The organism is Leptospira sp. GIMC2001 (genome assembly GCF_028462125.1).
Lineage (GTDB): Bacteria > Spirochaetota > Leptospiria > Leptospirales > Leptospiraceae.
Window position 1 is genome coordinate 3,916,661 of record NZ_CP115468.1, and the last position, 20,610, is coordinate 3,937,270.

Here is a 20,610-nt window from a genome sequence, read left to right on the forward strand (position 1 = left end):
TCAAATTAGAAATTGAACAGCCGATGGGAGAACTTCCACTTTCATCGGAATGATTCCAATATCTTCCCCGTCAGAATCAATATATACGTAATCTTGTGGATCAATTGGCTCGATTTCAATTTTCTTGCAACGATAGGATTCCACTTGAGCTGATGAGAGAATCGTTCCATTGTATAAATTTTTAGAGTAATACGCTTTCTGAAATAAATTCCAATCTTGCAATAATACCACATCAAAATAGCCGTCATTCAATTCCGACTTGGGAGATATTCTCATTCCTCCACCAAAATATTGTCCATTACAGACAGCTAAAGTTGTAATCTTAGTGGAAACCCATTCTGAATCATCAAGCTTATAACGGATGGCTTTATTTTGATATGTTATTAGGTTCGCAAGCCCACCTAGATAATAACTAAAGCCACCAAAACGCTTGGAAGATTTATTGACAGTTCTAACAACAGCACCAGCCATTCCACAGCCAGTTATATTTATGAAATATCTTATTTCCAATGGTAAATTTATTTCTTTTTTATAGGATACTTTTCCAACATCAACTTTTTGGATTTTACCATTCTGTATTTTTTCTAAAGCTATCTCTAGATCTCCAGCAACTCCAAGAGTTTTCGAGAAGTCTCCGCCTGTTCCAAGGTTCAAAACTACTAATGAGACAGAATTGTTCTTAGACTTAATCACTCCATCAACTACTTCGGATACAGTTCCATCGCCGCCAATTATAACTAGTATGTCCGTTTTCTCACGAATCTTTTCTTGTGCTAAAGTTGAGGCATGACCTTTCGAACCAGTAAAAGTAAATTCAAATTTGCCAATTTTCTTCTGGATTCTTTTGGAAATTTCTTCCCAATTTCTACCAACATCGCCGCCACCAGAATTGGGATTAACTAAGAAGTGAACCTTTTTTGCCATAAGAAGGAATTAAAGTTATCCTTCGAACATTGTAAAGTATTTTTCATAAATTTGTCAGATGTGGTAAAAAAACGTTTTTCAAAAAGGCAAGGTAGAAGAATACTAATGTACCAAGATGATTTATCCGAATGATAAAAATCCAATTCATGAGAAGATTACGATTCGTAAGCCTTTGACCAAGCTGAATGAATCGATACCTATCCATTGGCTCGATGGAAATATATTTAAAACTCATATTGGCAATGCGCTTTCTATAATTTTTCCAAATACAGAAAACTATTTTGTAAATACTATCAAGAAATTTCTCCCCGTGATCCGCAATCCTCGATTGAACCGAGATATTCAATCCTTTATCGGACAAGAAATACAGCATAAAGGTCAGCACGAAAATATATGGGAATTGCTAGAATCCCAAGGATTTGTTATTTCAAATTTTGTTAAGGTTTACGAATTTTTTATTCTGAGAACATGGCAATCCATTATACCCGATGAACTCAATCTCTCAATTATAGCCGGCATCGAACATTTTAATACAATTTTTGCTGAAATTTCTATTGAGGAGGATCTATTTAAAAATTCTGATCCGAACATGAAAGAAATTTTTGAATGGCATCTAGCAGAAGAGCTAGAACATAAAAATGTTGCCTATGATGTCTTGCAGGAAGTTAATGATAGTTACTTTTTAAGATTGCAAGGAATGATTATTGCCTATATATTGATTATGACTGCAATGGGCTCTGCGAATCTTCATCTTCTGTTACAAGAAGATCCTAGGAATTGGCAGAGAATTTTCAAAGAAGGTAAAGATTTTTTATTTGTGAGAGATAAAATTTCTATGAAATTATTTTCTAGATTTATCGATTATTTCAAACCTGAATTCCATCCAGCTCAATCCAAGACTCACCATCTTGTTGATAAAATTATTCTTTCAATGAAATTTGAACCAATATTGAATAAAAATGCAGCCAATTCAATAAATTCTACTCGAGAAAATATAAGTTAACTACCATATCCAAACATTTATATTTTATAATTTAATTATATTAACATGTATAAGAACACTTTCCTTCATCCAGAAACAGATTTAAATATTTATCTAAAATATTCAGCCCCAGAGAAAGATAGAATTTTACTTTTTCTTCACGGATATCCAGACACGCACAAAACTTGGGATGTTCTCATGAATCAACTCGCGAAGAAATACCAAGTCGCAGCAATCGATCTGAGAGGAGCAGGTGAATCTTCTCGTCCAACAGAGAGAAGCGCCTTTAATATTCGAAGGATTTATAAAGATATTGAAACTGCTATTCGATTCTTAGATCCCAAAGGAGAAAAGAACGTTCATCTAGTTGGACATGATTGGGGTTCACTGATAGGTTGGTGTTTTGCATCTGATCCAATTTCATCAGGTTATATTTCTTCATTTACGGGAATAGCTGGTCCACATCCAGCACTTGCAAGAAAACAAATGGAATCCTATGCGAAAAGAGGAATCTGGTCATGGAATACCGATGAGATCTCGCGCTTCTTCAAGCAAGGAACCATGTCATGGTACGTTTTGTTCTTTCAGTTTCCAATCCTACCAGAACTAGGTTTAACTTTTGGATCGCTCGGATTCTGGCATGCTTTGCTTCAAGCGGGTGGAGTTCCTAAGTCCGATCCAATGTGGGATTATGGAACTAAAGAGATTCTAAGATCTTGTATTGGACCAATTCAAATGTTTCGTGAGCTCATTCAAGGGGAACAAATTGGTATCCCCAATAAAATTGAGACTCCTTGCCAAGCAATTGTTCCCATTAACGATTTTGCAATAACGCCAGAAATCTATGAAAATTTATCTGAACATGCACTTCATTTTCGAAAGAATTTTCTGGATGCTAACCATTGGGTTCATAGGGAGAAACCAGAAGAAGTTGCAAAACTCATTGATAGTTTTTGTAAGAATGTTGAAAATGCAGAAATTTGAGATTACTATTTTTCTGCATTTTTCAAATTTTACCAACTAACTATTTTGTTGCGGCAAGTCTCTTCGCACGATCTTCTTCCAATAGAGCTTCAATCAACTCATCCATATCCCCTTCCATTATGGAACTCAGATTATGGCTCGTAAATCCAATCCTATGATCTGTGCATCGACCTTGAGGAAAATTATAAGTTCTAATTCTCTCTGATCTATCACCCGATCCAATCATTTGTTTTTTTATGGCGTCACTAGTAGTTTTAGCCTCTTCAATCTGCTGATCAATAATTCTTGCACGAAGAATTCGCATTGCCTTGTCGCGGTTTTTTATTTGAGACTTCTCGTCCTGGCAACTAACAACGATTCCAGTAGGAATATGAGTCAATCGAACTGCAGAGTCAGTTGTATTGACGTGCTGACCTCCAGATCCAGAAGAACGAAACACATCCACTCGAATATCGGAATCTTTAATATCTACTTCTTTCTCCTCTGCCTCAGGTAGAACGGCAACAGTGACAGCTGATGTATGAATCCTTCCTCCTGATTCCGTTGCTGGAATTCTCTGAACTCGATGTGTTCCTGCTTCGAACTTAAAAAGGTCGTAAGCTCGTTCATCTTCAAGTGCAAAAACGATTTCTTTAAATCCGCCAATTCCTGTTGGACTAGAATCAATTAAATCTGCACGAATTCCAACTTTGTCCGCATAACGAGAATACATGCGAAAAAGATCCGCACAGAACAGACCCGACTCTTCCCCGCCCGTCCCAGCTCGTATTTCAATTAGAATATTTTTTCCAGAATTAGGATCAGGAGGAAGTAGCATGATCTCTAGTTCTTTTGCTAGCTCATCGAGACGATTTTCTCCATCTCTAATTTCAGATTTTAACATTTCATGCATATCTTCATCTTTTTCATTAGGCAGAAGATTTTTAGCATCCTCGATGTCTGAGGAAATCTTTAGAAATTCGATTGTTTTATTATAAACTGGCGTTAGGCGAGATCTTTCTTTGTATAATTCCTTTAGTTTATTTGGGTCACTCGCCGTACTAAGCTCTGAATCCAAACGGAGGTATTTTTCTTGTATTTTTTTGAGTCTCTCTATCATGTATAATGAAAGTCTAGAAAGGTAGCCGATTTTGCAAAATCAAAAAACCACAATTAAAATGAAAGCCTCAGCAAATGGATTGGATGATTTTCTCCAAAAAATGGTAGAGCTAGTGTCTGGAATCGAAGATTATCAGAGCCCATATTCTGGTTCAGATCGTCCGCCAGAAGAATTGACAGAAGAAATCATCAAGAATGCGGCTTGGAAAGCGGGAACAATCAGTGCAACTTGCTCGTTACCTGGAGGTGCTTTTGGTTTTCTTACGTTAGTTCCAGAATTGGTTATGATTTTTAGACTTCAAAGCTACTTAGTAAAAGATATAGCGGCAATTTACCAAAAAGAAGCGCAACTCACTCGAGAACTCCTACTTTTCTGTCTCTTTAAACATGGTGGAGCTCACCTTTTTAGAAAATTTATTGAAGAGACTGGCGTAAGAATCTTAATTCGGCCAACTACCGTTCGAGCTTTTCAATCGATTCTGCAAAAACTAGGTATGGACATTTCTAAAAGAGTCCTTAGAAAAAATCTTACAAGATGGGTGCCATTTGCGGGTGCTGCAATAACTGGATCTTTTGCTTTTTTTGATACAAAAGCTGTTGGTAAAAACGCTATCGACATTTTTTCTAAAGACATTGTTATACTTCCAGAATCTGAAACTCTCGATTATGATAATAACATTTCCCTTCCTAAAGATAAAGAAACTAAGGAGCTTCGATTTGACAAAGACTAGATTATATCAGTCTCAAGTAATTTGTTTTATTCTAATATTCATAATATCATGCCGATCCAAGCATGAAACATTTCTGGAGGAGGTAAATGATTTTGTTAACCTACAGAAATATGATAAGGCTCTACAGATAATTCAAGATAAATTAGAATCCAAGCGTGATTCAGATGAAGTAATTTCGATAACCAAACCAAGAAGGGAGCGACATTTAAGAATGTCGCAAGATAGAAACAGAATTGTCTGGTCGGAAGATAGTAAATTAATATTTCGAGATATTCCCAATCCTCTTGTAAAAACTCAGAAATTACCCGAAGCTCCTTATGAATTTCGAATAGCGAGTAATGCTGAATATTCTTTAGTTTCATTTAGACTCAAAAATACAAAAGGTTGCAGAATGTTAGCTATATCGATGTTAGATGAAGAAATGCTATATGAATCAGGAGCTCATATTGCATGCAGGAATTCAGGCGGAATAGCACCAGATGGTAAAACCATTTACTATTTTATAGATGAGAATTTGTATAAAGAAAAAACTTCTAATCCCAAGAAACCTATCAAAATTATTGATTCAGCGAAAATTATTCCCCCTTATCCAAAACTTAGAAATAAATTTTCTTTAATTCCAATCAATCAGCATTTCTTGTTGGTTACAGGTGTTGCTGGATCATATAATGTATATTTTTTCAATACCAAATCGGAGACATTAGAACTTTTAACAAAAGAAATAGTTAGCCCAAAAGCATTCTATGCGCATGGAAAGTCCGTGTTTATGATTGGTGGAAAAATTGGAAATTGGCTACTGAGAGAAGTTGATTATACAAATCCTGGCAAACCGAAAATCAACACTGGATTTTCCATTACTCTAAGAGAGGTTGAGCCTTGGAAATTGACTACAAAGAATGATTTTCTTTCGTTCTATAACAATACTATTTTTAGCTGGGGACCAATGCTCCCTAGAAAAGAATTTCCTTTGCTCTGTGAAAGAGCCTGGGGCGTAGGACGGGATCATATTATCTATGAAAATAAAATAGGTGAATTGGTTTTAGCCAACATGGCTTATTCAGAAGAAGATTGGAAAGTTTTGGAACTCTATAAACAAGTAAAAAAGCAATCAAATCAATAGAGACCATTTATCACCTACCAATTCTTAATGAATTAGTAGGTTCTAGAAAATTAAGCTGCTTGGGATTTTTCTTTTTGCTCTTCAAAAACCTTACAGGCGCTGTATTTATCAGACAAACATTTCTTAACTAAATTATCCAAATCTGATTTCATCAAAATATTGCTAGAGCTCGGGCATTCTTCCAATTTTTGTGTGTAGAGTGGACAACGAATAAAAAAATTCGTTTTTCTTTTCGTTCTTGGTTTTTCCCATGCGTCTTATTCCGTTCTCTCTTTCAAGATTTGTCAACTTGATTTTGCCAATTTTTTTAAAAATACAGATTCAAAAGCTTTGGTCCAGGTTTATCTTCAGCTACAGAAATCGAATCAAATTCTCTATTTGTGTAGGTTAAACCTTTTGGATCCAAATCCCAACCTACGCCTTTCCAGAAAACCTGAACTGCTTCTTTGCCTCTAGATTGTTGTATGAACTTTCCTATTGAATATCGGATCCAAACATCCTGATCCTGAAGACCATCCACTTGAGAATCCGCTAAACCATGAAAAATATTTCCTAAGCCTGATGCCGGAGATACAATTCCATCAATCTTTGTTGAATAAAATTTCTTATATAAAGACTCATAAAAAGAATCATTCCCTATCAAAACTGCAACCTTCCAAGCAGGAACCGAAACTACAAAATCTTGATTGAGATCTCCTGGAACTGCAATTGTCTTTTCCCATTCGTTCAAGTGAACTTTCTTGATAAGAGTGGATGCTTTTCCATTTGGAAGATAAACGACCGACACATTTTCAATCGCACCATCTCCCGCGACAAGCACGCCTTTCACAATGGAAGGTGAAGGAAGCATGATTGATCCGGCAATAATACTTACAGAATAATCATCAGCTAACTTTGAGAATGTGTTGTTATAAATCTCCGCAATCAAATCTTTTTTTAACCTAAGGATTGCGCCGATTTCTTTATCTATTTCTTTGCATTTAGTCGGGTCACATTTTCCTACAATTTCCGCAATTTCTAGTTTTCTGGAGGTTTTTAGAAATCGAACTGCATCCTTGACATTGCTAGAGAAATAGGCTGGCCTTTTTTCTCCTACCAAAACCAATCCTGAACCTACATGCTCTGGAAAAATCATCAATGATTTACTATCTAGAATCTTTTCCTCTTTTGCCCTAATCAGCATAGGTTCTAAGCTCTTATAATAATTTTCTTCGGAATAGAAATCCAATGGATGAAAAAATGGCTGACTCGCCAATAAATTCCCAAACTTACGATTGGTTCCGTTCACTTTGTATTCTATCTCAACATGTTCTTTATGGAAATCAACTAGCTCGGCAAAATCAGCTTCCCTAAGTTCAAAATCTGGTTCCTCGAAAAATCTTGCTGAATAAATAATTCCAGATATGATTCCAAAAAAAATAATTATTCTAATCCAAGGAAAATATAAATTATGCATATTCTTTTAAGTATTTCCTTACAGCATCTAACATATAATCTTCAAAAAGTGTTGAAGGATCGTATGTTTTCACATTTACCCATTCCATATAGTCATGTTCATCTGACATTTCTACTTCACCAGAAATATATTTCCCTTCATAACCAATAATAATGCACGGATGATTGCCTTCGGTTACTTTGTGTTTATGGATAAATATTGGTTCTGGATTGGTTGAGTATAGAAAACCAGATCCCATCTCTTCTGCCATCTCCCGATCTAGGCTATCAATCCAATCTTCAAAAAATTCTTTTTCTGTCATTCTGCCGCCCGGCAAATCTCCATAACCAGATTTTTTATCTCTCAAAACGAGTAGCTCGTCTCCTCTACGGAGAAACAACTTTTGTGTAATTTGAAAAAAGCCATGATCGCTCACAATTGATTACCCCATACATCAATCTCATGATCCACAGCATAGAGATTCGGCTTTGGACGATTGTTGTTTCGATATTGATCAACAAGTCCCAATGATACTTTGAGAAGCTGCGTTATGATGGAGTCCATAATTTCTGTCGGTGCACCGTAGTAAAGAAAGTTCACTGGGCTAAGATCTGAGAGCAGAAATAATTTCTTTTCAAATCTCAATCCATCCTTCTTGAATTGCAAAATAATAATTCCACCTTGATCCATTTGCGATTGCGGATCTATGATTCTTGTTGCTTCTACTTCTACATCATAACCAAGAATCGAATTTTTTCGTCCTAATAAAAATTCGTTTAACCAAGATGTCAATTGAGCGAATTCCACTGTCTTGGTTGAACCAGACGCAAGATAAATATTTTTGGATTTACAATTTATAAGAAATTTTTCCCAAAAATTTGAATCAAGAATTGACTCACCCACAACACCCAAAATAAAATCCGTCTCAAACAAAACTTCTTCTGGGACTTGACTTATATTATTGTATTTCCACTGAGATGGACTGTCAGTCTTTATATCGATTTCAATAAGATGATCATTTTGATCATGCATCCTACCACCACGCAGGTATTTACATAAAAAGGTTCCAATATTTCCACTTGATCCCAGGATTAGAAATTTTCTTCTCGATAGAATCTTGCCCTGACCGTGTAACACATCTTCCATGGCCTTCAGAATTGAGTGCGCAACTTCTTTAGATTCTTCTTTAACCTTTTGATTGGAGATAGCAATTGAATAGGCAGGAAGATACAGTTTACTTTTTTCCTTAACAACAGTAAGCAATCTCTCATAACCATTACGAGTATGCTCGATTGAGCCAATCAATACTGAGTCTAGAAATTCCGAAAACTTTATTGAACCTTTGATATTAGTTGGAACCTTAACAAAATATTCGGAACATACCTCTTCTAAGGTCATACCTTCCAGAGCATACTGATTTGTAATAGGGGACACATATCCACCGTCTTCTATAAGAATAACTCTATCACCATCTTGCTGAGCATCTAGGCACAATTTGAGAAATCGATTTGTTGAAAGCAATTTCATTGCAGCAAAAAAATCAAGCTGTTCACGATCCATAAAATCCCGAACATCTCGCATATCACTCATATCGCTATAGAGAGGTGATAGCGAATAATATATCTTACGGTCTTGACTCACCTTTAACTCAAGCCCAGACATATAAAAACTATCGGTAGGTAAATCGAGCAAAGTATCTAAATATACTGATGGAATATTACCACCATACTTAACAAAACTCACTGTGATAGACTTTGCATCCAATCTTCTAAAAGCTTCAATCAAAGCCAATATCTCAGATGTTATGTGATGAATTAAGTAGACTCGTAATCCACTAAGATTAAGTTTGTGTTCTTTTCGGTCAGCTACATCCTCTAACTCAGGCATTCGAGAAAGATAATATCCTAAGGTTTGCGCTTTTCTTCTTCGGTTAAAAGAATAATTCAAAACTCTATCTAAGCGAGAAAGATCAAGGTAAACAATTGCTGATCCAAGATCCACTTTAATTGTGTATCCTTCTTTAATACAGCGAGTCACTTCTTGGTCTTCAAGCATTAGAAATAATTTCTTGAAGATTGGCAGAGATACTAGAGGATCTGAAGTTAGTAGAAATCTCGCAAAATCTTGTTCCCAGAAGAAATTGATCTGAGTAAGCGAGCCCAATGCCGTTTTCTGGATCTGTTCAAATACTCGATTGAATCTTCTATTTTCTTCTGAATAGTCGGACTCGCCCTTCTGGCATCCACCAATCACGCTGCTATGAATTGATTCGGAAATTTTCGTACTGCCAGCAATATAGATCCTAGATTTAAGATCCTCAACAACCACGTGAGGCAATGACTTTAGATCTAGATTGGCTCGATCGAAATTCTCAATCGTTAATCGAAATAAAAACTCACCCGGTTCAACTTGATTTTGAACCCGTTCAAGAATAAATTGATAATCGACATTTTCATTTGGACTAGTATGATGAAATGGAAAAACCAAAGCCTTGCTCGGACTGAACTTTGGATCTTCACCATAAAATTCTGGATGGATAATTTTGGCCCATACTTGCCTTTGGAAGGTTCCGAAAACACATCGTAAGTGATCTTGGAACTCATCACGAAAAAGGAGAATATCTTTTAAGACTCCTGCCCTTGCATGAATTTGGATATATCCAATATGCATCTCAAGAAGTTCACTATTTATATTCGGATTGATTTTGTGTAGAAAGGAAATATCACCAGGATAGGACTGAATCCTTTGTACTATTTCATCGCCCAAAGTTCTCGAGAGAATTGACAATCCCCAGAAAATCTGTAATTTGGAGAGATCAATGCTCATCAAGTCATCGGCTTCTTTTGTTAGCGATGGACCGAGAGAAGTTTTTATTTGATCCCCGTTTTTGAACTTATCCATGCTTCACCATAACTTTTATAGCGTCGGGACTTTTAGCAGTCTCGAATGCCAATTCCAGCTCACTCGCTGGATACTCATGCGAGACCATATTTTCAGCCATGGACTTAGCAACAGATGGATTTTCTTCAAGTAGTTTCAATGCCAAATGAAAATCACCGCATCTTGATGAACGTATCCCTTTGCCTTTTGCAAAAAATTCCATCATGGGAACGGGTGTGTCTTCTGTAGATTTTCCAGATTCTTTCGTATGAACCAAAATTGCTCCGCGTGGACGCACAAGGGATTCTTCTTTACCTTCCTGCGGGCGAATCGCCATATCAATCTCATCCAATGAACCAATGATCACAATATCATAACGAGGTAATCTTCCTTCAAATTGAACGCCTTGTAAATTATTTATTGCCCAAGACCAATCACCTGAATCGATCTTAACCATTGGATTCTGTAATCGAAAATCTTTGAGGATTGCACTCAATTCTGAGTTGGTATTTTTAAAGTCATCTGACAAAGAGGGAGCAATGAAAATTTTTGTATTTTGTCTAACTTCTTTCTCCCAGTGAAATTGAAGATTCTCTTTACTCAAGGGAAGAATCGAAAGCTCATCCACAACCAACTCTGTCAAATGTCGAATGCCCTCCATCGACTGCCCATTCGTTGTCTTGAGGTGCACTTCTCTTTTTGCCAATTGAATAGCAGAATGGAATCCATCTACTGTGCTTGTTGTATCATATACTATTGCGAAGCGACCTTCTAAAGTTTTTACAATACTTGGATCTGCAATCAATATTCCTTCGTCGGCACCAAGCTTGACCGCAAGATCGAGTAATTTCTGTCTGCGTGCCAGAGCTATAATACGAAAGTTTTTCCCTGAGCTGAGTCGATACGCTTGGAGGGCAGAAATGACAAGGCTTCCCAATCGGCGAGGTCCAAGTACCGCTGTTCGATCTGGCAGACCCTTATACGGAATGGCAGCGTTCTTCGGCGCTAAAATGTAAGAACCGAAACCACCAGGTAAACGATCAATTCCTAGAACTTTTCGTTCAGGTGAATGAGTTGGGATACCTGCTTGAACGAAGGCATCTGTCAACAAATCTCCACGTGCCTCATAACTGTCATTGATTTCAACCACATAACTTTGCTTAGTTTCTAAATCTTCTGCAATTACTTCATGGCCTATTACTTGGGGCAAAGGAAAAGGCAAAAACCTTCTATCCAGATCGGTTGAGCAAACTCCACAAGATCTTGTCTTCAATAACTTATAGCCTGGCCCCAGATTTAAATAGTTCTCACCATTTCTAAGAATAGTCCAGCCAGTCTCTTCATCGCCATTGTATTCATAATTGGCAGTTTGAAATTTGTCATCAGATGTATAATCTAGCGCTTTGAATTGAATATTCTTCATTGGTATCTTGCCTCAATGAAATAAAAAAGTATTACTGTCAGTGTAAAAAAAACAAGATTTAGTATAAACCCATTCTTCAATTTTTTTCGGTCTTTTTCTTCAAGAAAATAGGCAGTGATTATAACAGAGAAAAAACCACCAAGATGTGCCCAGTGAGCAATCTGATCTTTCTCAAAAACATTTGTTATATCCGTATAAACAGAACCCCAAGCTATAAGAAACATGGGAAACGGAAATGTCACTCCACCCATTCTCAAAGTAAAAGGAGAAAGTAATGCAGCGACAGCAGCTAAACCAGAGATGGCACCGCTTGCACCAAGGACAGGTGTATTATCTCCCATAAAAATTCCTCGAACAATCGAATCTAACAATGCTGATACGATCAAAGCCATTCCATAAAAAAGTATCCATTTACTTGGTCCAACTTTGTATTCGACAGCTCTTCCAAGAATAAATAAATACATAAGATTAGAAATGAGATGGCTAAAATTCCCATGCATCAAACTAGAAAGAAACCAATTGATTGGATTCCATTCTCTTGGATAGGAGAGAAAATAATTTGCAACGAAACTATCTGGTATAAAAAAAATCGCTGCAAAGAAAAAAACAAAAAGAAAAACAACGAGTGATGCCGTAAGTGGGAATTCCCAGAAAACTTTGCTCATAATAATAGGATCATTATAATCATTGAGCAGATCAATTCGAATTTGATACTTGTCTTGGAATATCTGGATAAGATTCTTTTCGAATATAAGCCTCATCAACCCCTTCAAGTGGGATTGCGAGCTCTTCTAGTTTTGGATCATTCCAGACCTCATAAAAAATATCTCTTCTATCGTAGACTGTAAAATAACTATCGTAGTGATATCTGAGATAGCGATCCGTATCATTAGGAATTACTCTCTGTATTTCAAGTTTCAATGCTTCGAAAGACTCAAGTTCATCCTCTTCAGATTCATAGGATCCATCATGCAATAATCCTAATCTTATAATATATTTTTCACATTGTTTCAAGGATTGCAAAGCATAGGAAGCATCTTGTAATTTAAGCAAGTAGAGTTGGGGATGTTTATTTTTAGCGAGGAGAATTTTCATTTTCGCTACTGCGATTTCGCGAAATCCCAATTTGAGATAGAAATGTGTATTGGTTTTTGTTCGATTGTTTGATAATTTTGTCAACCGAATCATCTCATATTCTAATGTTTTGATTCCTGCATCTACAATTCGATAGTACAGCTGAAGAGTGATGAATTGGGTTCTCCTCATTTCACTGTATCCTTTTCCTAAGTCCATTTGCAATTGCAATAGCTCCGTTTCTATCTGGTGTTGTAGAGCTCGAGTATAAATCTTTTCATCTTGAGGCTCCCCAAAATTTGCAATCGATGGACCAATATCTTTTAGGTAGTTATAATTTGCGCGCATCCCTTCTGTAACTTTTATCAACTGAGTCGACTTATTGGATTGGTCTGAAGATGAGAGATTCATGGCAGAACATACCAATGCCAAAGTTACAAATTTTTTATAATTCCTCATTATTGATTTAATAGTCGGTGAATAAGAAAATTTGACAGAAAAGATAATTTTCTCTTCAAAAAACTAGTTTACTTTGGATTGATTATGTAGGATTTTAGGCTATTCAAGATCAATAATCATGCCAGGCCCCTTTCCTCTCAACACTGCAACCGTAAATGAATGTCTTACTGAACTCAAGAAAATTCAGGAGACTAAAGAATTCAAATCCGTTATAGATTTGATGACGGACTTAGCGATATCCAATGATAAAAATACTTGGTCAGTGATTTACCAGATCATGAGAGATGCAGATTCAGGAAGACTATCTTGGGCGCTACATAAAGAGATACTTTCGAGTACAATCTCCATTCTAACAAAAGTTGGGGATAGTAAATCTTATAGGTTGATTATCAATTATATCAAAACATTAGATAAAAATATTCCTTTCGGAGCTATCGAGTTAATCTCCGATCTTCTCCCTACATTTGCTGAAATGGATCCAGAAGAAATTATCAAAATTGCATCACAAAAAGATGAGATCCGATCAGCCATAGGAATTATAGCGCTTTCTAAATTGGCGATCGAAAATAAACTTTCTTCAGAGCAGAAAGTGACAATACGGAATGTTTTTAGTGATAACAACAATCAGCGGTTTTATATGAAAGACATCATCGAATCCACTCTTCATATTATGGAAGATCAAGAAAAAGGTGCTAGTTTTCTCCAGGGCGAGGATCTTGAGAAAATTTTCTCCTAAATTCATATCGAGTCTTAATCTCTAAATCGCATTTTAACTTCAGAATTCTTTCTCGACTTATTATCAAAACTCTAACAATTCCTGCAGGCTGATTCCATTTCACCAAGTTCTGGTACGAAACATGCAATTCAGTATGTAGGATCTTAAATCTAATAAAAATTTAAACAGATTGTTTAAAAATTAAGCGGTAATATGGCTAAACTGAACTACAATAATACTTTAAACTCCAAAGCGGGTCTTTTATGGAAGAGTATTGAGCGCCAATCTGAAGTTCAGACTGGCTTGGTACGACTCAATAAAGAAGTGACACTCCGGATCCTCATCAATAAGCCTCAGGAATTTCTAGAAGCAAATCGTTTCGATTTCACAAAGAATATGAAGTTGTTTATGAAAACAGTTGTTACTATGGATTCTGAGAAGTTGGAGTATTTTATCTTCCGATTGTATGATTGCTATCTTCGAGAGTTGCAATATATCGAAAATCGAAACAACCAATTTTCAATTGATATTCTTTTTCAAGTAATCGAAACTCTCACGATAGAAAAGGACTCACTTCAATCGGTTCAAGGCTATTTTGAGGCAGCCAATTCGGATTCCTTAACCAGATCCGATATGGAAAATATTTTGCACCATATGAAAGCTTTCAATCTTATGGCGGCACAATTCCAAAGACTGGGAAATTTAAAAAAGGCAATTGAACTTACAGATCAAATCATACTAAAAATTGCTACTTTGAATCCGATGGTAACAGTTATGGCTTTGGACAATATGTTCAGTCTGATTCTCGCTCAGAACATTCTCGCAACAAAATATGCACTTAGAAATTTGCTATCTGGTTGGATGGAAGAATATGGATTCAGCAAGGATCAAGCGGCTAGGATTTTGCCACTTTTTCCAAACGATTCTTCACTCAATGAATTTAGGTCCGTGTATACTAAAGCAATGCAATCTCTCATGAATATGGAAGATGCTACTGCTAATAAAGAAATGGATCTTTTTATGCTGAGAACAATTTGTAACTATTTTACATCATGGTTGAATCGAGTAGCAAATCAATTGCCGGCAGTAGCTTAATTTTTTTTCTTAGTCATCGTAACAAATAAGGTGTTGCTAATATTCCAACGCCCACGACTTATCCAGAAAATAAATCGAGATACATGGTAGTATAGCACTTTCGCAATTAGGGCTAATTTGCTCTTAGAACCTGCAACACTCATTATTGGCTTGAGAATGTAGTATTTAGGATTCTCAAACCCGGTCTGTTCGCCCAATCGAGCAAGCGTTTCCATATAATAATTGTTAACGTGATCTTTTGCTTCGAGATAATGGACTCCTGGTTTCATGCCTTTGATCAGGACTTTTAATTTAGCTTTCCATAATTGAAATGGAAAATTCGGAGTTTGCATAAATAAAACTCCACCAGGCTTTAGAACTGAATTGATGTAATCTAAAAGAGAATGAGGTTTTGGGATATGTTCGATTACATCCCAAAGAGTTACTATATCCAAGCTTGACTTTTCAATTCCGCTATCTTGAACGAGTCCAGAATGAACATTGTCCATCCTATTTTTTTCTCGTGCAAAAGCTACAGCGCGCTCGGAGATCTCGTATCCAATCGCTGTCCATCCGCTACGATCCGAACCAACTTTTTTAACAAAAAAACCTAAGCCACAACCTATATCTAAAAGCTTACCGTTCTTTTCCTTCAAGAACCGATTGATAAAATCATCATAAATATCTCTGTGTGCTGTATCCCACCATTCTAAATCGAACTCTTCTGTTGGATCATCCCAATAACCTTCATAGTGTTCATCTTGTTCGTAAGTGGAATAAACATGACCGCAATAAGAACATTTAACGATCGCAATGCCATTCTCATCAAAAACGGAAACATGGTCTTGGCTTTCACAAAGTATACAATTATGATTCATTCTAATTTTAGTAAAAAATTATTTGGTAACTTGGTCAATCAAAAACAAAATTTTCACCTTGTCGCAGTGTAGAGCGGAACAAAAATTGGATTGAGGTCGACAAATGAAGATCAATTTCACTAAAATGCAAGGCATCGGCAACGATTACGTCTACATAGATGCAACTAAAGAAGACATTCAGCTGTCATCAGAACAAATTCAATTTATTTCAGATCGTAATTTTGGCATTGGAAGTGATGGTGTAATTTTTATTCGTCCATCAAGTAAAGGTGAATTCCAAATGGATATGTACAATTCGGACGGTTCTTCATCAGAAATGTGTGGAAATGGAATCCGTTGTGTTGGTAAATTTATTTATGATAAAAAACTAACAAAAAATACTAAACCCAAAATTGAAACAGGTGCCGGCATATTGACTCTCGATATGAAAGTTAATTCTAGTGAAAAGGTAGAATTGGTAACTGTTGATATGGGCAAGCCCATTCTTAAACCATCTGAGATTCCCATTAAATGGGGAGATACCGAAAACGTTGTAAATGAGATTATCAAAGTCCAAAATCTTGATCTTCACTTTACAGCCGTTAGTATGGGTAATCCACACTGCGTAATTTTTGTTGATGATGCAGATTCGTTTCCAGTCAGGGAAATTGGACCTATAATTGAGAACCACGAATTATTTCCAAGAAGAGTAAACGTTGAATTTGTTACTGTCCGTGGCCAGGATCATTTGTACCAAAGAACTTGGGAAAGGGGTGCCGGTGAAACATTAGCTTGTGGAACTGGTGCTTGTGCAGTTGCCGTTGCAGCTAGATTAACAGGAAGAGCCAGCTCTAAAGTAAAAATAGATCTTAGAGGTGGCACTTTGGAAATTGAATGGCGAGAGAACGGACATGTTTTTATGACTGGTCCGGCATCTGAAGTCTATTCAGGAGTCATTGATCTATAGAAATTGCAATTTCAACTGCTTTAATAACGTTGCGAACTCGAACAGCTTGAATGCCAGCTTTCGGTCCAACGTTTTCAAAGTATTCACGATCTCCAAAAATATCTTCTATATGAATGAGTTGCATGCCCATTTTCGCGGCACCTTTCATATCATCCTCCCAACTATCTCCAATCATAAATGAATCTTCTGGTTTAGATTGCGTTATAGATAGTGCTCGCTGAAAAACTTTCTTATCGGGTTTTTCGATGCCCAATTCTTCAGAGACAATCATATGAAAAGGAAAGTCACGAGGAATGATATTATTCAATTTTAGAAATTGGGTACGAAGATTCTCATTTGAAACTAAAACCAATTGATTGGATTTACCAAATGGTTCTAGAATCTTCCACAATTGTTTGTATGAGTTTCTATTTTCTTTGGCAAAATTCTGTAAATACTCTGTAAAAAATTCGAAATATTTGGATTCTAAATCTAGAATCTTTTGAAAACTGGATCCAGTCAAATTTCCAAAAGTAGATTCCCATTGCTTCTTAAAACATAAAATTCTAAGGCGATTGGACGTATGATCTTTGAGTTCTGATTTGATCTGACTACGTGCAATTTCATAAGTTTGATGAAAATGGGATTTCGCTTTACCTGTTTTCTTAGTCCAAATCGATTCTAATTTATCTAGAGCATAATCATATGCCTTCTTAGAAGGAATAATTGTATTATCAATATCAAACAATAACATAGTTACAAGATATCGAAAGTTTTTAATGTTGACGAGTCAAAATAATATTTGATAGTAGATTTCCAATGTTACCAATTGCAAAAATACTTTCTTCGCTATTTATAATTCTTGGAATAATATTATCTGGCTACGGTATTTTTACATGGGATGATCCGATGTACATCAAATCCCTGAATTACAATGTTAACTTTTATTGGGGTTTGATAGTTTTAGTTTTTGGAATTCTTTTCTATGCTGGTGATCGATTGGCTTCTGATTCATGATATTTTTTTACAATACTACTCATTGAATCCAACGCATCGATAAATAAAGCTGGACCAGGTTGTAAAATTATACTAGAATCAATCTCATAAATCTGATTATTTTTAATAGCATTTACATCTTGCCATTGGGTGTGATTTCTTACCCAATCAAAATCTACAGGCTTTCCACACCAAGATCCGATTATGATATCAGGGTTTTCATTCTCAACATCTGAGCCTGAAATAATTCTGTCTTTTGCGAGAGATTTTTCTTTGAGATTATCAAAAGCATCTTCGCCTCCGCAAATTTGTATCAATTCACTAACCCATTTGATTCCAGTTATGATAGGCTCGTTCCATTCTTGAAAGAAAATTCTTGGACGATATTTATAGATTCTCATTGAATTCTTAATATCATCGATCTTCATTTTCCATTGGTCAACAAGATGAATTGTTTCTGTTGTTCGTCCTACCAACGATCCCAAAAGAATCATGGTCTGAAAAATTTCTTCGATAGATCGTTGATTGGTTATAAAAACATTCAGTCCTTCTTTTATTAAATCACGAGCGAGATCACCTTGAATATCTGAAAATCCTATGATCAAATCTGGATTGAGAGATTTTATTTTCTTTATATTACCAGAAATAAAGGAGGATACAATCGGTTTTTCTTGTTTGGCTTGCTTAGGTCGAACCGTATAAGTTGTAACACCGGCTATACGCTTCTGTTCTCCAAGTAAGTAAAATAGCTCTGTTGTTTCTTCGGTAAGGCAAATAATTTTCTGGGGATAATTCAAGTTTCAACCTTAAGGAGCAAAAGAAAGATCTTCTTCCTGCCATGTGGTTCCATGCTTTTTCTTATGTTCATCCATATGCAATTGGTCTTGGTATGCATTGGCACCAGAAAGACCTAAAGTTCCAGTAATCATTATTGCGGAACTTACTTGTGAAGCATAAGCCATAGGTATCATAGGCATTGCTGCAATTGCACCTGCCAATCCCGCCGAAACTCCAAGCGCAAATGGCATAGTCAGAAAAAAAATAATTTGAAATCTTCTTAGTTTGGATTCAGGATAAACTGTTTCTTCAGTGAATTTCTTTTTATCCCTTTCTTTCTTTTCACGATCTCGACCTTGATTGTTAAACGATTCTTGCATAGCTTGCTCGTTGATCTGACCGGTCAATGGATTGATAAGTTGAGGTTGCCCACGATTGTTGTTTGGCAATTGACTTGGATCTAGTGATCCGATATTTTGTAAAGCACCAGTTCCAGCTCCAGGAATTCCGACGAGGGGGTCAAAAGGCTTTTGAACCATCTTAGGTGTTACAGGAAAATTGGTTTTCTTATTTTCTGGCGGAACTTTATAAGTTCTATACCGTTCCTCAAATTCTGACTCGGGTTCACTGCCTGGGATGTTTCTAAGATTCATATCATATTCATCATAGAAACCTTCTTTTGTTTGAGCTTGAATTCTAAATCCAGTAATACTGAAAATGATCAGTATAACAGTGATTATTTTCACAGAGTCCACCAAAGAGACATATAAATTATTTAAATAATTCTTAAGAAAATTCATCTTTGTAAACGATAGGAATTTTTTCCAATCTTTAGTTTAGAATTTACCAGCAATTGGAATCGTCAACTAGAAAGAATCCCTCGTGAAAGCTTCTCACTTGTATATTCAAAAGATTTTGCTCTAATCAAATCTAAGTCTTCTGGTTTAATTCCCATTTCTTTAGCTTTTTTATATTCTTCTTGAATGTTCGTGTTAAAAATTCCAGGATCATCAGCTCCTATCGTGACTCGTAAATCATTTTCTATAAACCTATGTAGAGGGTGATCAATTTTTTCTTCGATCATTCCAATGTAAAAATTGGAACTTGGACAAGATTCAATGACAGCCGAAGTTTTCTTGATCTCAGCCATACAGTAGTTTTGAAAAGTTTCCAAAAATGTAACTTCACGCTCATCATAAACAATCTCAATCAGTGAATCCGGTTTTAGATCCTTTAGCTTAGCTAGATTGGATTCAATTTCGGTGAGCTTTCGAAAATATCCATATTTCTGAATAGTTTTAGAATGCTTACGCTCCCATTCCAATTGTTGGGTTCGTTCGCTTACAGATTCCAGTCTCTTCTTATTCAGAAAATATTGTGGTCGGATCCCTAAGGCTATACAATGCCCAAGTCTATGCGCTCCATATAGAGCAGATTCCAAAACCCATCGACTAGCTGAATGTGGTGTTTTATCTTGGTAGCTCTCACCTACATGATACAGTATCGCTAGACCTAAATCAGGTTGAGCTAGATTGTCAGCTAACACCTGTTCGAAGAATTCCTTTTTCTCAGACGGCGGATATCCTTCCTCGATATGACAGAAATCAATACCTGATAGATAATCTCTTACAAGAGAATTTTTAGATTGCAACTCTTTTAGCCAAATGTATTGCTCTAGAAATAATTTGTTTCGATGCAATGATACTGCAAGTTTAGGTTCAATTTTGTATCCAGCTTTATTAGCTAATTCTGATCCAGCCTGAAGACCTTCACATGATGCAATTATTTTGCTCTCAACAATCGGTCTAGTTTCTGTAACTGCGAACATGATTCTAAATTCCGCATGCTCTATTCCTTGTTTAGCATGTTCTAATGTAACTAAAGACGAAATTGATCTAATCTCATCTTCATCAAATTTTGCCAATGCAATGATCAAATTGAATTTGGATTGGAATTCTTGGAATGGACCGTGGTAGTTAAAATGGTAGAGACTGGAAAACTTTATTGGATCCTGATAGTCCGAGAAAAAATTCTCCGTATCAATAATTTTACCGAATACTTGCTCATAGGAATCAGTAAATATTTTCCATCTCGGACTAGGATTTTTTTTTCCAATGTCATAAAGCATTGGAGCT

Annotated in this window: 21 protein-coding genes; 8 read left to right on the forward strand and 13 right to left on the reverse strand. The window is 36.1% G+C overall.

All coding sequences use genetic code 11. The features are described from left to right. Positions 1–924 (reverse strand): diacylglycerol/lipid kinase family protein, encoded by a 924-nt coding sequence (locus O4O04_RS19330; RefSeq protein ID WP_272533552.1) that lies wholly within the window; start codon positions 922–924, stop codon positions 1–3. Positions 925–1,039: 115 nt separating this feature from the next. Here O4O04_RS19330 and O4O04_RS19335 point away from each other — a divergent pair, with 115 nt between their 5' ends. Together O4O04_RS19335 and O4O04_RS19340 are read left to right on the forward strand one after the other, a co-directional pair. Next, entirely contained in the window at positions 1,040–1,927 is an 888-nt protein-coding gene (locus O4O04_RS19335; RefSeq protein WP_272533555.1) for a metal-dependent hydrolase, read from the forward strand. Positions 1,928–1,972: 45 nt separating this feature from the next. Further along, positions 1,973–2,890 (forward strand): alpha/beta fold hydrolase, encoded by a 918-nt coding sequence (locus tag O4O04_RS19340; RefSeq protein WP_272533556.1) that lies wholly within the window; start codon positions 1,973–1,975, stop codon positions 2,888–2,890. Positions 2,891–2,930: 40 nt separating this feature from the next. On the opposite strand, the gene prfA is transcribed toward O4O04_RS19340, so the two are convergent. Next, positions 2,931–3,989 (reverse strand): peptide chain release factor 1, encoded by a 1,059-nt coding sequence (gene prfA, locus O4O04_RS19345; protein ID WP_272533557.1) that lies wholly within the window; start codon positions 3,987–3,989, stop codon positions 2,931–2,933. A gap of 31 nt (positions 3,990–4,020) precedes the next feature. On the opposite strand from prfA, the gene O4O04_RS19350 reads away from it, so the two are divergent. Continuing rightward, on the forward strand, positions 4,021–4,719 hold the full coding sequence (locus O4O04_RS19350; RefSeq protein ID WP_272533559.1) for a hypothetical protein: 699 nt from the start codon (positions 4,021–4,023) through the stop codon (positions 4,717–4,719). Next, entirely contained in the window at positions 4,706–5,839 is a 1,134-nt protein-coding gene (locus tag O4O04_RS19355) for a hypothetical protein (RefSeq protein ID WP_272533560.1), read from the forward strand. The genes O4O04_RS19350 and O4O04_RS19355 overlap by 14 nt, the downstream gene beginning before the upstream one ends. 307 nt (positions 5,840–6,146) lie before the next feature. On the opposite strand, the gene O4O04_RS19360 is transcribed toward O4O04_RS19355, so the two are convergent. Genes O4O04_RS19360 through O4O04_RS19385 form a run of 6 tightly spaced genes read right to left on the reverse strand, consistent with a single transcriptional unit; the run spans position 6,147 to position 13,062 of the window. Continuing rightward, complete coding sequence (locus tag O4O04_RS19360; RefSeq protein WP_272533561.1) at positions 6,147–7,295, reverse strand: carbon-nitrogen hydrolase family protein; 1,149 nt, start codon at positions 7,293–7,295, stop codon at positions 6,147–6,149. Continuing rightward, the gene (locus O4O04_RS19365) at positions 7,288–7,710 is read right to left on the reverse strand and encodes an NUDIX hydrolase (RefSeq protein ID WP_272533562.1); all 423 of its coding nucleotides are present in this window, start codon (positions 7,708–7,710) and stop codon (positions 7,288–7,290) included. The genes O4O04_RS19360 and O4O04_RS19365 overlap by 8 nt, the downstream gene beginning before the upstream one ends. Next, the gene (locus O4O04_RS19370) at positions 7,707–10,175 is read right to left on the reverse strand and encodes a hypothetical protein (protein WP_272533563.1); all 2,469 of its coding nucleotides are present in this window, start codon (positions 10,173–10,175) and stop codon (positions 7,707–7,709) included. The genes O4O04_RS19365 and O4O04_RS19370 overlap by 4 nt, the downstream gene beginning before the upstream one ends. Next, positions 10,168–11,577, reverse strand: coding sequence for an MDR/zinc-dependent alcohol dehydrogenase-like family protein (locus tag O4O04_RS19375; RefSeq protein WP_272533564.1), 1,410 nt, complete (start codon positions 11,575–11,577; stop codon positions 10,168–10,170). The genes O4O04_RS19370 and O4O04_RS19375 overlap by 8 nt, the downstream gene beginning before the upstream one ends. After that, positions 11,574–12,245, reverse strand: a complete 672-nt coding sequence (locus O4O04_RS19380) for a rhomboid family intramembrane serine protease (RefSeq protein ID WP_272536151.1) — start codon at positions 12,243–12,245, stop codon at positions 11,574–11,576. Before O4O04_RS19380 ends, O4O04_RS19375 begins: the two co-directional genes overlap by 4 nt. A gap of 28 nt (positions 12,246–12,273) precedes the next feature. Then, positions 12,274–13,062 carry an adhesin OmpL37 family surface protein gene (locus O4O04_RS19385; RefSeq protein WP_272533566.1) on the reverse strand — a complete coding sequence of 263 codons (789 nt, stop codon included), beginning with the start codon at positions 13,060–13,062 and terminating at the stop codon, positions 12,274–12,276. A 166-nt stretch (positions 13,063–13,228) separates the two neighbouring features. On the opposite strand from O4O04_RS19385, the gene O4O04_RS19390 reads away from it, so the two are divergent. Together O4O04_RS19390 and O4O04_RS19395 are read left to right on the forward strand one after the other, a co-directional pair. Then, the gene (locus tag O4O04_RS19390) at positions 13,229–13,846 is read left to right on the forward strand and encodes a hypothetical protein (protein ID WP_272533567.1); all 618 of its coding nucleotides are present in this window, start codon (positions 13,229–13,231) and stop codon (positions 13,844–13,846) included. A gap of 192 nt (positions 13,847–14,038) precedes the next feature. Then, complete coding sequence (locus tag O4O04_RS19395) at positions 14,039–14,920, forward strand: LIC_13029 family protein (RefSeq protein WP_272533568.1); 882 nt, start codon at positions 14,039–14,041, stop codon at positions 14,918–14,920. On the opposite strand, the gene O4O04_RS19400 is transcribed toward O4O04_RS19395, so the two are convergent. After that, on the reverse strand, positions 14,917–15,777 hold the full coding sequence (locus O4O04_RS19400; RefSeq protein WP_272533570.1) for a class I SAM-dependent methyltransferase: 861 nt from the start codon (positions 15,775–15,777) through the stop codon (positions 14,917–14,919). The two genes, O4O04_RS19395 and O4O04_RS19400, sit on opposite strands and share 4 nt — an antisense overlap. 103 nt (positions 15,778–15,880) lie before the next feature. Between O4O04_RS19400 and dapF the strand changes: the two genes are divergently transcribed. Next, a complete protein-coding gene (gene dapF / locus O4O04_RS19405; protein WP_272533571.1) occupies positions 15,881–16,723 on the forward strand; it encodes a diaminopimelate epimerase in 843 nt (280 codons plus the stop codon). Here the strand turns inward: dapF and O4O04_RS19410 are convergent. Continuing rightward, entirely contained in the window at positions 16,710–17,456 is a 747-nt protein-coding gene (locus O4O04_RS19410) for an HAD family hydrolase (RefSeq protein WP_272533572.1), read from the reverse strand. The genes dapF and O4O04_RS19410 overlap by 14 nt on opposite strands. Positions 17,457–17,521: 65 nt before the next feature. Here O4O04_RS19410 and O4O04_RS19415 point away from each other — a divergent pair, with 65 nt between their 5' ends. Beyond that, on the forward strand, positions 17,522–17,719 hold the full coding sequence (locus O4O04_RS19415; RefSeq protein ID WP_272533573.1) for a hypothetical protein: 198 nt from the start codon (positions 17,522–17,524) through the stop codon (positions 17,717–17,719). On the opposite strand, the gene O4O04_RS19420 is transcribed toward O4O04_RS19415, so the two are convergent. The 3 genes from O4O04_RS19420 to O4O04_RS19430 form a co-directional block, all read right to left on the reverse strand. Continuing rightward, entirely contained in the window at positions 17,686–18,495 is an 810-nt protein-coding gene (locus tag O4O04_RS19420) for a cobalamin-binding protein (protein ID WP_272533574.1), read from the reverse strand. The genes O4O04_RS19415 and O4O04_RS19420 overlap by 34 nt on opposite strands. Before the next feature lie 9 nt (positions 18,496–18,504). After that, positions 18,505–19,221 (reverse strand): hypothetical protein, encoded by a 717-nt coding sequence (locus O4O04_RS19425; RefSeq protein WP_272533575.1) that lies wholly within the window; start codon positions 19,219–19,221, stop codon positions 18,505–18,507. Positions 19,222–19,337: 116 nt separating this feature from the next. Beyond that, positions 19,338–20,603, reverse strand: coding sequence for an amidohydrolase family protein (locus O4O04_RS19430; RefSeq protein WP_272533577.1), 1,266 nt, complete (start codon positions 20,601–20,603; stop codon positions 19,338–19,340). Between the last annotated feature and the right edge of the window lie 7 nt (positions 20,604–20,610).